Raw genomic sequence first — 12574 nt, forward strand, 5'->3', positions numbered from 1 at the left:
ACTGGTTGGCGTGAAGCGACCGTTACAGCAGGTAGGGTGAGCTTCAGTCCACCAGAGCGAGCGCCGGATCGGACTCCGGTGGGCTGAAGCGCAACACCACTGGCCGTCCTTCCTGTTCTACATTTCATTGCTGACGCTTCAAGCCGGTCTTCAGCGCCCTGATCGGCCTTCCAACTTTCATTCCAAACTGCTTTCATATCACGCTCTTTGATATGAGCATTCTTATGGACATCGATCTCGCCCGCACTTTTCTCGAGATCATTCGCAGCGGCAGCTTCATTGCCACCGCCGAGCGGTTGCATATCACCCAGACGGCCGTGACCGCCCGAGTACGCAGCCTGGAAACGCAGCTCGGCTGCCGATTGTTCGTACGCAACCGCGCGGGCGCGCGGTTGACCGGCGACGGTGAACGCTTCGTCGCCTACGCCACACAGTTGGTACAGACCTGGGAAACCGCACGGCGGGACCTGCCGCTGCCACGCGGTCACGACAAGCTGCTGTCGCTGGGCGCCGAGGTCAGCCTATGCAACCCGCTGATGCTCGCCTGGGTGCAACGCTTGCGACAGGTGATGCCCGAGCATGCTTTTCGCAGCGAGGTGGCCAGCGGCGACGAGCTTCAGAAGCAGCTCGACCTCGGCGCGCTGGACGCCGCGCTGGTGCATCAGCCTGAATACTGGCCGGGCCTGCAGGTCGAGCAACTGCTCGAAGAAAAGTTGATCCATGTCGTACAGACCGTCAATCCGGAGCCTTACATCTACGTGGACTGGGGGCCGGCGTTTCGCCGACAGCACGACCTTGCCCTGCCCGGCCACATCCGTGCGGAGTTGTCGTTCAGTCTGGGGCCGCTGGCGTTGCAGTATCTGGTGCAGTACGGCGGCCGCGGCTACTTCCGTACACGGGTCGTGCAGCGCTATCTGGACGAAGGCATCCTCAAGCGCGTCGAGCAGGCGCCGGAATTCAGCTACCCGATCTACCTGGTCTATTCGCGCGCGGCGCAGTCGCCGGCCCTGTTCAAGGCCATCGAGCAGCTGCGCGACGTGGCCGAGGATGATTACGACTGGTCGCGCTGGACCTACGAGATCTGAGCCCACCGGCACTTCAGCCGATTCATCCAGCGCCCGCACGAATCTGCTTGCCTTGCTGGTGTAGCGGTCAGGCACCACCGGTTCAGTCAGGCAGGTGCTTGAGCCAGTTCCGATAGAGCGCCGCGATCAGGTCGGTCTGGGTGATCATGCCCACTAGGCGCTGCTCATCGTCCACCACCGGCAGGGCGTGCAGGCCACGATCGGAGAGCATGAACACCAGATCGACCATGTGGGTGTCTTCGGTCACTGAAACCACTGGTGTACTCATGATCGCGCGCAGGTGGACGCCGCGAAGAAACTTCAGCTGCCCGAAGTTGATGCGTGCCGGCGCCGGGCGGAAGTGTTTGAGCAGGTCGACGAGGGTCACGATACCCACCAGCTCGTGGGTATCCGGCCGGAGCACCGGCATGGAATGCAGACGGTGCTCACGCAAGCTTTGCCACGCCCGCTGGATAGTGCAATCCGGGGTGCTCCAGTAAAGATCGCGGGACATGATATCTCCGGCGGTGATTTCACCCATGCTTCGCCGCAGTGCATGCTTCTCGGTCTGCTTGATCAGCTGGGCGAGGTCGTCACGGGTGACATCCACATACTCGCCGAAATCCGCCAGCGCCCGCTCGACGTCGTCTTCGCTGAAACTCATGCGCTCGCTGGGAAGCGGATCGAGCGTGTGATGAGTGTTGCCCTTCTGCGCGCGCGGCTTCGGATAGGCATGCCCGCTGAGGTTGTTGTAGACCAGCGCAACCGCTACCAGCAGCAGCGAATTGAACGCCACCGGGTAGAGCAGTTGAAAGCCATACGCATGCAGTTCCGGACTGCCCACCACCGCCACAAGCGCCAGCGCCGCACCCGGCGGATGCAGGCAGCGCAGACCGAACAGACAGACGATCGCCAGGGCGCCGGCCAGACCAGCGGCCGTGGCCACGGGCAGATCACTGATCCCCAGCGCAACGCCAATCGCAGTCGCCAACAGATTGCCCGCAATCACCGACCACGGCTGGGCAAAAGGACTCGACGAGGCGACGAACAGCAACACTGCCGATGCAGCTGCCGGCGCCGCCAGAGGCAAGGTGATCGAGACGCCGAAAACCCAGGCGCTGAGGGAAATGACCAGTAGCAGTGCTAGCCCGATGCCAGCGGCGGCGCGCAGCCATTCAGCGGGACGCGCCGACAACGGCGCGGGCACAAAGGATCGGCACCAGTCGAGAAGGCGTTCTTGCATGGTTCCTGCTTGTGTTGGAGCTGATTAGATAGCGCTCGGTGCTCGGCGATACACGCCGGGCGCCGCATCAGCACTGTAGAGGGCGGTCCGGCGCACCGAATAAGTGCACCGGCCAAAATCGCGCGCACATTGTCGGTGCGACAACGATGCACGGCCAATGAATAGTATTGCTTGCTGGCCGCAATATTTTTGTTAATAGGACGGATCGTCCGCCGATTCGGCGGCCATTCGGTCATCGACCTGCACGTTCTAGCTGGCGCTCAGGCGCTAGGACGTCGTGAGACTGGCCCGTTGAGCGCCCTGTTCGTGCTCGCGGATCACCATTGCGACGATACGCATCACGTCGAGGTTGGCCTCTTCCATTCTGCCCAGGTGTGCGAGGGTTTCCTCCATCGCCTGCCGGCCGAACGCATCGAGCGCCTGCTGCCCCTGTTGATGCACCGCGGTATGCGGCCGCTCGATCTGCTGGAAATGATCCAGCTGCTGCATGCCACCCTTGCTCTGTGCGTAGTACCAGCGGCCGAAACGACATTCGCGCTCGCTAGGTAGCACCGGCTCACCCTGCCCGCCCGCGCCGAGCACATGGTTGTAAACGATGAACTTCAACGACAGCTCGTCCAGGTTGGCCAGCTCAATGCCGGCGCGGAAGGACGAGCGCTCGATACCGTCGCGCATGGTCCCGGCCAGCTGATGCAGGCGCTGCATGGCCGCGACGGCTACCTCGGTGGTGCGGCTGAAGCCCTGTGCCAGGTCGCTCTGTAGCCTGATGTAATCATGCACACCGGCAATCTCGGCCTGCACCTCGGCAATCTTGTGCACGATATCGGCGGTGGCCAGCGCGGTCTTTTCCGCCAGCATGCGGATTTCCCCGGCGACTACGGCGAACCCGCGGCCTGCCTCACCGGCACGTGCCGCCTCGATTGCTGCGTTGAGTGCAAGCAGATTGGTCTGGCTGGCGATGCCGCTGATGAGATCGACGATGCCGTTGATCTCCTGCGAATGCGCCGCCAGGGTGTCGACCTTCTGCGAAGCCAGGTTGAGCCCGCTTTCCATGCCGACCGCCTTGCTCTGCAGCTCGCCGAAATGCTGCTGGTTGCTGAGCGCCGCATCCGCAACCTGCTCCGCACGATCACGATTCTCGCCGAGCTGGCCGGTGAGGTACTCGAACGAGTCGCCCAGATGCGCCACCGAGTTGCTGAAACGGACCAGATTGCCCGCCACGCCCCGGTAGTAATCCAACTGACGTTTGCCGTTGTCATCGGCGGCATTGGCCGCCGCCAGCTGCTCCTCCAGCGCCGCGATGCGTGCCGCCTGTCCATCGCACGTCTGCTGCAGATGATCGCGCTGCTGCTGCAGCGCTCGGGCGGTCCGCTTCCATTTAAACAGCATCGGCAACCTCACGGACTCAGTTGATGGTGTAGCCGTTATCGACCACCCAGTCCTGCCCGTAGACGCCACGCGCGCCCTGCGACAGCTGGAACAGGATAACGTTGGCAATTGCCGACGATTCGAGGAAATGCCCCGGCAACAGGCGTTTCGTAACGTTTTCGGCGACCTGCTCGAGCTGCTCGTCAGGCAGCCCCAGCGCGCCCCATATGGCCGTTGCGGTCGGACCTGGCGATACCAGGTTGATGCGTACGTCCAGCGGCGCGAACTCCACAGCCAGGGTGCGGACCTGAGCGGCCAATGCCGCCTTGGTCGCGATATAAGCGGCCAGCCCGGGGAACGTGCCACGCGTCAGGAAGGTGCCGACGAACACCACTGAGGCCGGCTTGCTCAATTCGGTACGCAATGCCGCCAGCGTGTTCAGCGCGCCTGCGCCGTTGACGGCCCATTGACGGTCGAAACAGGCCATGTCGAGGCTGTCGCCCAGCTCGGCGATACCGGCGTTCGGCACCAGATAGTCCACCGGACCTAATTGGGCCGCGCGGCGCGCCAGCGCTTGCAGATCATCCGACAAGGTCACGTCACCCGCGACCCAGTGCAACTGCTCGGGATAGGTTTCCATCAGTTGTCCCAGCCCACCGATGCCGCGTGACATGGCCAGCACCCGCGCGCCACGCTGCAGCAGCGCCGCGCACAGCGCCAGACCGATCCCGGAGCTGGCCCCGGTGACGACCGCCAGGCGGTCCTTGAACTCACTCTTCATCATCATCTCCGATGTCGGCATTCGCCGAGCCGCAGGCTGCCCGTCCCGGGATGGGCAGGCAGCGTTTTCTCAATGGGGTGAAACGGAATGCTGGGTGTTGTGATGGTGCTTAGCCGGGATGCCCATCAACCCGCGCCGCCACCAGCATCGGGGCATAGCGCCAGGCGTAGAGGGCGAAGGCCAGCGCCCAGCAGATCGCCGCCAACCATAGGCCGGCGATCGGCCACTGGTTCGAGAGGAATACCCGCGCCGCCGCGCCGAGGTTGAACAGCACGAAGGCGCCGACGATGCCCGACGGCAACTGCAGCGGCCGCCCGGTATGACCCAGGGTGACTCGCGCGATCATCGCCAGAATCAGGCCGCTCATCGACCCTACCGAAAGCGCATGCAGCGAAGGGCTGGAGCTGGTCAGCAGACCGAAGTTCCACAAGGCCAGCCCCGCCGCCGCGACCACCAGCCACAACATCGCCAGATGCAACGACCAGAGCAGCGGTACGCGCCAGATGCCACTGTCATACCAGCGCATCAGCCGCAGCAGATGGCCAGCAGCGATACCGAGGAACAGCAGGCCGATCAGCAAGTTCTGTTGCAGCGCGACACCGGCGGCATGGAGTATCGCGATCAGGCCGGTGCCGACCAGCAACCCCACGTCGAGCCAGACCCAGGGCTTTACCGCATCGGTACGGCCGAGGCCGCGCTGAGTGAAGAAGGGAATCACCCGTCCTCCGATGATCGCCATCAGCGCCGCCACCAGCCACAGCCCGGCGAGCACACCCTGACGCTGCAGGCCATCATCACCCAGGGCGACACCGCACAGCACCAGAACATCAGCACCGATCATCAGGCTGAGGACGGCAACGATGGGGTAGTTACGCTTCTGTCTGACCACCCAGAGCATGCGAGTCATCAGTCCGGTCACACCGAGCAGGAACAACAGATCCAGCAGAATCAGCAAAGCGACCGGCATCCCGAATAGCCAGCCCAGCCGCGCCAGCAACCAGACGCCTGCGAGCACCATCAGGCGATTGCCGGACACACCAGGCTGGCCGGTCCACGTCTGCCCGGCGGTCAGCAGAAAGCCGGCGACGATGGCCATGGCAAAGCCGAACAGCATTTCGTGGCGGTGCCAGGACAACCAGCCACCGGTAGGCTGGAAGCCAGGCCACAGGCCCGTCCACGCGGCGATCCAAAGCGGAATCGCGAGCATCGCGAAGAGGCTGCCAGCGAGAAAAAACGGGCGAAAGGCGAGCCGCCATATAGGCGGGATATTCAGGGCTTTTCGCCGATCGATAACTTGCACAAGGGCCTCCTGAAATTCTTCGTGTCTGCCCGGCGGGTTGAAGCCGGCCGGGTGGAACAGTGATCGCCCCCGATATCGCGGAGCCAGATTTACTTTCTACAGGTTAGAGGGCTCCGACAGACTTGATTGCAATCATCTTTTTGCCGAGCCGCCTCGGTGCCGACGGTCGGCAACGCTCCAGGCCTGGGCGCGGAAGCGTCCAGCTGGGGTTCCGGCGCGTGAGCGTGACGTCAGCCGTACCGCTTATTTCGGGATCATCGCGCTTTCTCGGGGAAACAAGGATTGAGGTCGGACTGGCGAGTTTGGGTGTGTTGAATGAAAGTTTGGGATTGATTGCGATTGACGAGTCGCTTGAGAGCTTGGTTTCGCCCTGCTGGGCGAGTCACTTTTTCCAAACGCGGAAAAAGTAACCAAAAACGCTTGCCCCTGCATCCGGCCCCGGCTGCGCCGGGATTCCCTCGCTCCATCACTGCTCCGGGGGCCGGCGTACAAGGGCCATCCATGGCCCTTTACGCCTCTCGCGGCATCCATGCCGCTCGCGCCCCTACACAGCGACTCCACTCGGCCTCCTGAAAGGGACGGTTGGTGTCGCCTGTTAGTTCGTGCACAACAAAGCGAAGCCAAAGCAAACATCAAATCGTCCAAGCGACTCGGAGCCTGTGCCCCGTCAGGAGGCCGAGTGGAGTGTCGCGCAGGGGGATGCGAGGCAGGACACCGAGCAAGGAACGAAGGGACAGGGACGTCCCTTCGTGACGGCCCCCGGAGCGGCACCGGAAGGAGGGGACCCCGGCGCAGCCGGGGCCGGATGCAGGGGCTAGACTTCTTGGTTCCTTTTGGGTGCGACTGCCAAAAGGAACTCGCCCAGCAGGGCGAAACCAAGCCATCAAGCAACTCGATAAACGCTTATGAACCCAAAACTCCCAAACTTGCCACTCCCAGTGTCAAGCAACCATGTCCCTATGAAATACGAAAAACCTTATTTCAACTCTTGCTTGACCGCATCAACCTGCGTTGCGCTTTCCCCATCGTTCATGGATTTGCGAAAACCACTAATCGCTCCACCCAGATCCGAGCCAAGACCGCGCAGGCGCTTGGTGCCGAACAGCATGACCACGATCAACAGCACGATCAGGAGTTGCCAGATACTGATACCCATCATTTTTCGTTACCTCATCGAGTTGTAGCTTGCAGTCTAGTGACCGGCATGAGCCTGTTGATGATCGGACATGCCGTGATGCATGCCAGATGATTGTTGAAGTACTGACTGATCGATGTCATCGAAGCGCAGCACCCGACCGCCTTGCTCTTCAGCCAGGGCCTTGGCGGCGGCCTCGTCGGCGAAGGTCGCCAGCACGGCACCCATCGCACCCTTGAGCGAGGTGCCGGCGACATAGTAGGCGCTGGAGGCATCGATCAGGTATTCGTCATTGGGCTGCTCCCACGTGCTGCGGCCCATGTCGTGAACGTAGAGCTTGGCATTCGTCATGCGGTTTTCCGGTTGCAGCCACCAGCCGAGCATCTCGGCGGTGGAACAGAATTTTCTGACCCCTCCCTTCTCTACCGCCTGGCCCTTAGGCCCGGGGAAATCGCCGATCACCATACCGCAGACGTGACATTCATCTTCGGAGTGGAAAGCGACCGGCTCAAGCACCTGCTCGCTCTGCTCGGCCTCGTTGCAGCCAGCCAGACCGAGCAACAGCGCAGCGCCGATCAGGACGCGTGAGGCTCTGGTATATAGCGCATTCATCGTTACAGTTTCCTTGTTGTGGAGGTCATGCCAGGCGCCGGCGGAACACGCCATAGGCCAGCAGCAGTGAAGCGCCCACCCAGAGCAACAGGCACAGCCAGAGCGCCGCAGCATGGATCGGCAACTCGCTGCCCAGCGACAGCACGCCCATGGCGTTGCCGCCTTCAAAGCCGGACAGATTGATCAGGCGATAGATGTCGGCAGGGTTGAGCAACAGCAGCCAGGGCAGTACTTCAGGGCTGAACGTGCCCTCGCTGAGCACCAGCAGCGCCAGCAGAACCAGATCGAATACCAGCACGAAGAGAAACCAGACGCCAAGCGCCAGCCCGGCCGCGCTAGATTTCTCACTGACCTTGCTGCTCAGCACATAGGCCAAAGCCAGGAATACCCAGCCAAGCAGCGTCGAAGAGATCATGAAGCGGCCGAACGCCCAGAGCAGCAAGCCGATCTCGATATCCTCGACCAGCACGGCGATCGCCAGCATGGCGCAGCCGAAGCCGATCAGTACCGCCAGCGCGAGGATCAGCCCGTGACCGACGAACTTGCCCAGCAGGATCTGGCCGCGCCCCAGCGGATAGGTCAAAAGCAGCATCAGGGTACCGCCCTCGTCCTCGCCGACTATGGCGTCGTAGGCCAGCAGCAGCGCAATCAGCGGCATCAGGAAGGTGGCGAGACTCGCCAGGCTGGCGATCGTCGCCGGGATCGACGTGAAACCAAGTTGGCCGGATGCCGCCGCGCCGAGCCAGGCGATACCCACTGCCAGTACCGCGAACAACAGACTGATCGCCAGCAGCCAGCGGTTGCGCAGGCCGTCGCTGAGTTCCTTGCGGGCAATGTTCCAGATCTGGTTCATAGCGTGCCCTCCGCAGCGCGGACGTCTCCGGCGCGCTCCATGTAGTAGCGATACAGATCTTCCAGCGATGGCTGATGGATCTCGATGTCATCCGGCTCGCCTTCGCCGAGCAATTCGCGTAGCAGCGGCAACTTGTGGCCATTGACGGCCGACACTTCGACGCTGCGTTCACCCAGCAAACGGGCTGCGTGCCCAGCGGCGTCCCAGCGCTGTAGCCAACCTGCGCTGTCGCCCATGCCACTGGCGCGGATGCGCACCGGCAAGCCCGCCTCGACGCGCAATTGCGTCAGGCTGCCGACCGCCTGCAGTCGGCCCTTGGCGAGAATCGCCGCTCGATTGATATGCGCCTCGACGCCCGGCAGCACATGGGAACAGAGAATCACGCTGGTACCGCGCTGCCGCAGACGGTCGATCAACTGGTAGAGGTCGCCAGTCGCGATAGGGTCGAGGCCTACGGTCGGCTCGTCGAGCAACAACAGGCGCGGCTCGCCGAGCAGCGCCTGAGCCAGACCGAGCCGCTGGCGCATGCCCTTGGAATAGGTTTTGACCCGGCGCTCTGCCGCATGGCCGAGCCCGACCTGCTCAAGCAGATCATCGACCTGTTTGAGCGGCGCACTTTTCAACCGCGCGAAGTGCCGCAAGGTTTCGCGGCCGGTCAGCTGCGGGTAGAAGGTCACGTTTTCCGGCAAGTAGCCGAGCTGGCGGCGCACAGCAGGATCAGCCGGCTGACGCCCAAGTACCCGCACCGAGCCTTCGCTGGGTGCAAGCAGGCCGAGGATCAGTTTCATGCTGGTGGTCTTGCCGGCGCCGTTATGGCCGAACAGGCCCAGCACCTCGCCCTCGCCCAGGGTCAGATTCAAATCATGCAGCACGCTCATGCTGCCGTAACGCTGGCTTACGCCCTGGATCTCTACAGCGCTCATGGCGTTGGCTCCTGCGTCTTGCTCGACAATAGTTCGGTTGGCGGCATCATCAGCGGATGACTGTCTTGCACGCCAGGTGACTTGATCACCGGGAAGGCGCGCTGCACCCAGCGCAGCACTTCTATGCTCGGACTGTTCATCAGCAGGCGCACCTGGGGATACAGCCACAGCAGGCGGTCGACATTGTCGTTGGGCTCGTAGGCCACATCGCCCAGGCCATCATTATTACGGTCCCAGCCCAGGTAGTCGCTCCAGTAGTTGCCGCGCCCATCCTGCGACCATTCCTGGGTGCGGTTGGCGACGTACTTGACCTGTTGCTGGTTGCCCATGAAGGCGTTACCGGCGATGCGGTTGTTTTCCGACCCTGCGGTGAGGTGGATACCCAGCGCGCTTTTCTCGAAACGGTTGTTCTCGATGTTATTGAACAGTGAGTTGTAGATGAACAGCGCCTTGCCCTCGGCACCCGAGATCATGCTGTCGCCGGTCGACCCACTGCGCACATCGCTGACGACATTGTCGCGAATGGTCGAGTAGGTGATGTAGTTCATCAGGATGCCGTAGTTCTCATCCTGCTCGGAGCGATTGCCGATGACCTCCAGCTTGCGGCTCTGCATCAGCGCATAACCGGTACGAGTGCGACGCGTGACGTTGCCGATCACGCTGTTGTCGTTGGCGAACATGTAATGCACGCCGTAGCGCAGATCCTCGAGTACGTTACTTTCGAGGTGATTACCGTTGGACGTATCGATATAGATCCCATCACGGGTGTTGCGCACCTGGTTGCCGATGATGCGCGCACCACTGACCGCGTACAGATGGATGCCGTTGCCGCGGTCCTGGGAGCGTACGCTCGGGTCGCCTTCGATGACGTTGCCCAGCAGGCTGACATCTTTCGAGCCGTCGACCCAGACGCCAAAGCCCGGCCCACGCAGCTGGTTGTTGCGGATGACGACACGCTGCGCCTTCGGCTGGATAAAGACGGCGGCGTTCATCTCGGTGAGATCGCGCCCCCAATCGAGCAAAGTGCAGCCGTCAACCGTGACATCGGAGGCCTCGATCAGCAGCCCGTTACCCTCGCCGCCTGCCTGCAATACCGCGCCGGGTTCGCAATGCAGCTCCATGGACTGGTCGATGCTGAACTGACCGATGTATTCACCGGCAGGCAGGCGCCAGCGGTTTTGCCCTTGCGCCTCGAGCGGCAAGGTGGTGATAGGTTGCGGTGCCGCCTGGGCCACACCGCCGAATAGAGCCAGCAGCAGCGCTGCCAGCGGTTGAAGCTTGGATGTCGCCTGAGACCTGAGCACTACGTTGTTCCTCTTCAGCTTCCAGGCAGGTGAAAGGCGGGAGCGATCGCTCCCGCCCGGTCCTGTTACGCCGGCTCGACCAGCATACGGCCGACCATTTCCATGTGCAGCGCGTGGCAGAACCAGCTGCAGTAGTACCAGTGCAGGCCCGGCTTATCGGCCGTAAAGGTGATGGACGACGTCTGCTGCGGGCTGATCTCCATGCTCGCACCGTGGTTGGTCATGACGAACCCGTGGGACACGTCCTCGATCTGGTCGATGTTGGTAATGACCACCGTCACCTCGTCGCCCTGTTTGACGTTGAACTCGGTCAGGCCATAGGTCGGTGCCATCGACGTCATGTATACCCGCACCTTCTTGCCATCGCGGATGACCTTGTTGTCGGTTTCGAGGTTGATGCCGTCCTTCTTCGCCATTTCCACGGTAGGCGCAAAGAAGGGATCGTTGCGGTCCCAGATCTTCTTCGGCTTGATCTGGTCACGACGCGCGAGGATGCAGTCGTGCGGCTCGGCGTAGGTCGGGCCGTCGTGCACCAGCTTCATTTGCTCGCCGGAGATGTCGATCAGCTGGTCGTTTTCCGGGTGCAGCGGGCCAGTCGGCAGGAAGCGGTCCTTGGAGAACTTGCACAGCGCCACCAGCCACTTGCCATCGGCTTCGCTGGTTTCGGTCAGCGAGGCATGCAGGTGGCCCGGCTGGTACTGCACGTCGAGCTTCTGCTTGATGTAGTTGACCTTCTCGCCCTTGTACGCACGCACCGCGTCGGCCATGTTCCACTTCACCACCTGGCTGTCGATGAACAGCGTGGTGTAGGCATTGCCGCGACCGTCGAAGGTAGTGTGCAGCGGGCCGAGGCCCAGCTCCGGCTCGGCAGCGACCACGTCGCGCGGGTCCTTCAGCTTGTCGTCGAACAGGTCATCGAGCTTGGCGATTTCGATCATGGTGACGGTCGGCGACAGCTTGCCGGCGGCGATGAAGTACTTGCCGTCAGACGAGGTGTTGCAGCCGTGCGGGTTCTTCGGCACCGGGATGTAGCGGGTGAACTCAGAGCCAGCGCGGCCGTCGACCACGGGCACTTTCGAGTCGCCGATGGTGCTGAATTTGCCGGCCTTGATCGCCGCCTCGATGCGCGGAATGTTGTACACCACCACCCAGTCGCGCTCGTTGCGCATCATGCCGCCCAGGTCATAGGCCTTTTCCGAGTTGTAGCAGGTGGAGGCGGCGTACTTACCGGTGTAGTCGGCGTCGGTGTTGTCCAGGTTGCCGTCAACGATGACCTGGAAGGCCATTTCCATTTTTTCCGCGTCGATGACGTTGAACATGGTGTAGGCGTTTTCGGCCTGCAGGTCATAGGAGCTGCCGTCGTTGGGGTGCGGAATGACGAATTCGGCGTTGGCGAACACGTACTTGGTGTGCGGCACCTTCTGCAGACGCAGGCCGTGGATGGCCTGAACGTTCGGCACGGTGATCATCTTGTCGCACTTCATGATGTCGAGACGGATTCGCGCGACGCGGCTGTTGGCCTTGTCGTTGATGAACAGGTACTTGCCGTCGTACTTGCCGTCTGTCATGGAGATGTGCGGATGGTGACAGTCGCCGTTCAGGAACTTGGCGCTGTCGCCCATGATGTGCTTGCTTTCGTTGGTCAGCCCCCAGCCGGTGGCAGAGTCGATGTTGAACACCGGGATACGCATCAGCTCGCGCATCGAAGGCACGCCGACCACGCGTACTTCGCCCTGGTGGCCGCCACTCCAGAAGCCGTAGTAATCATCCAGTTCGCCCGGCGCGACATGGATCTTCTGCTGCGCGTCCTTGACCGCCGCGGCCCAGGTTTCGCGGCTCATCACCGCTCCGCCGAAGGCGGTGGCGGCTACAGCGGCGCCGGTCAATGCGCTTGCGCCGAGGAAGCCACGGCGACTCAGGCCGGCCTTCTCCAGGACTTGCGGATTCTTGGTTTCTTTGTCGCTCATGTGATTGCTCCTTTGGGACAGCAT

Annotated in this window: 11 protein-coding genes and 1 pseudogene; 1 reads left to right on the top strand and 11 read right to left on the bottom strand. The window is 62.3% G+C overall.

Going from position 1 to position 12574, the window contains the following annotated elements:
* Nucleotides 1-224 precede the first annotated feature (224 nt).
* A complete protein-coding gene (locus tag DQ405_RS05485) occupies nucleotides 225-1085 on the top strand; it encodes a LysR family transcriptional regulator (protein ID WP_168423424.1) in 861 nt (286 codons plus the stop codon).
* Nucleotides 1086-1167: 82 nt separating this feature from the next.
* Here the strand turns inward: DQ405_RS05485 and DQ405_RS05490 are convergent, their stop codons facing one another.
* The 11 genes and pseudogenes from DQ405_RS05490 to nosZ all read right to left on the bottom strand — a co-directional run bounded on the left by DQ405_RS05490 (nucleotide 1168) and on the right by nosZ (nucleotide 12550).
* Nucleotides 1168-2307 (bottom strand): HPP family protein, encoded by a 1140-nt coding sequence (locus DQ405_RS05490; RefSeq protein ID WP_168423265.1) that lies wholly within the window; start codon nucleotides 2305-2307, stop codon nucleotides 1168-1170.
* 267 nt (nucleotides 2308-2574) lie between these two features.
* A complete protein-coding gene (locus DQ405_RS28470) occupies nucleotides 2575-3012 on the bottom strand; it encodes a CZB domain-containing protein (RefSeq protein WP_446730866.1) in 438 nt (145 codons plus the stop codon).
* A 33-nt stretch (nucleotides 3013-3045) separates the two neighbouring features.
* Nucleotides 3046-3312, bottom strand: a pseudogene (locus DQ405_RS28475) (methyl-accepting chemotaxis protein); the annotation flags it as partial.
* A gap of 400 nt (nucleotides 3313-3712) precedes the next feature.
* The gene (locus DQ405_RS05500; protein WP_168423267.1) at nucleotides 3713-4456 is read right to left on the bottom strand and encodes an SDR family NAD(P)-dependent oxidoreductase; all 744 of its coding nucleotides are present in this window, start codon (nucleotides 4454-4456) and stop codon (nucleotides 3713-3715) included.
* A gap of 109 nt (nucleotides 4457-4565) precedes the next feature.
* On the bottom strand, nucleotides 4566-5756 hold the full coding sequence (locus DQ405_RS05505) for an NnrS family protein (protein WP_168423268.1): 1191 nt from the start codon (nucleotides 5754-5756) through the stop codon (nucleotides 4566-4568).
* 976 nt (nucleotides 5757-6732) lie between these two features.
* Nucleotides 6733-6915 carry a twin-arginine translocase TatA/TatE family subunit gene (gene tatA / locus DQ405_RS05510; protein ID WP_174824650.1) on the bottom strand — a complete coding sequence of 61 codons (183 nt, stop codon included), beginning with the start codon at nucleotides 6913-6915 and terminating at the stop codon, nucleotides 6733-6735.
* A gap of 33 nt (nucleotides 6916-6948) precedes the next feature.
* Entirely contained in the window at nucleotides 6949-7503 is a 555-nt protein-coding gene (locus DQ405_RS05515; protein WP_168423269.1) for a nitrous oxide reductase accessory protein NosL, read from the bottom strand.
* Nucleotides 7504-7528: 25 nt separating this feature from the next.
* Entirely contained in the window at nucleotides 7529-8356 is an 828-nt protein-coding gene (locus tag DQ405_RS05520) for an ABC transporter permease (protein ID WP_168423270.1), read from the bottom strand.
* Nucleotides 8353-9279, bottom strand: coding sequence for an ABC transporter ATP-binding protein (locus DQ405_RS05525; RefSeq protein WP_168423271.1), 927 nt, complete (start codon nucleotides 9277-9279; stop codon nucleotides 8353-8355). The genes DQ405_RS05520 and DQ405_RS05525 overlap by 4 nt, the downstream gene beginning before the upstream one ends.
* The gene (locus DQ405_RS05530; protein WP_168423272.1) at nucleotides 9276-10583 is read right to left on the bottom strand and encodes a nitrous oxide reductase family maturation protein NosD; all 1308 of its coding nucleotides are present in this window, start codon (nucleotides 10581-10583) and stop codon (nucleotides 9276-9278) included. The genes DQ405_RS05525 and DQ405_RS05530 overlap by 4 nt, the downstream gene beginning before the upstream one ends.
* Before the next feature lie 65 nt (nucleotides 10584-10648).
* Nucleotides 10649-12550, bottom strand: a complete 1902-nt coding sequence (gene nosZ / locus DQ405_RS05535; protein WP_168423273.1) for a TAT-dependent nitrous-oxide reductase — start codon at nucleotides 12548-12550, stop codon at nucleotides 10649-10651.
* Nucleotides 12551-12574: the final 24 nt, after the last annotated feature.

It is taken from the genome of Pseudomonas sp. SST3 (genome assembly GCF_003325755.1).

Coding starts and splice junctions, on each gene's coding strand:
- DQ405_RS05485 (WP_168423424.1), top strand. CDS start 225: ATGGACATCGATCTCGCCCGCACTTTTCTCGAGATCATTCGCAGCGGC.
- DQ405_RS05490 (WP_168423265.1), bottom strand. CDS start 2,307: ATGCAAGAACGCCTTCTCGACTGGTGCCGATCCTTTGTGCCCGCGCCG.
- DQ405_RS28470 (WP_446730866.1), bottom strand. CDS start 3,012: ATGCAGCGCCTGCATCAGCTGGCCGGGACCATGCGCGACGGTATCGAG.
- DQ405_RS05500 (WP_168423267.1), bottom strand. CDS start 4,456: ATGAAGAGTGAGTTCAAGGACCGCCTGGCGGTCGTCACCGGGGCCAGC.
- tatA (WP_174824650.1), bottom strand. CDS start 6,915: ATGATGGGTATCAGTATCTGGCAACTCCTGATCGTGCTGTTGATCGTG.
- DQ405_RS05515 (WP_168423269.1), bottom strand. CDS start 7,503: ATGAATGCGCTATATACCAGAGCCTCACGCGTCCTGATCGGCGCTGCG.
- DQ405_RS05520 (WP_168423270.1), bottom strand. CDS start 8,356: ATGAACCAGATCTGGAACATTGCCCGCAAGGAACTCAGCGACGGCCTG.
- DQ405_RS05525 (WP_168423271.1), bottom strand. CDS start 9,279: ATGAGCGCTGTAGAGATCCAGGGCGTAAGCCAGCGTTACGGCAGCATG.
- nosZ (WP_168423273.1), bottom strand. CDS start 12,550: ATGAGCGACAAAGAAACCAAGAATCCGCAAGTCCTGGAGAAGGCCGGC.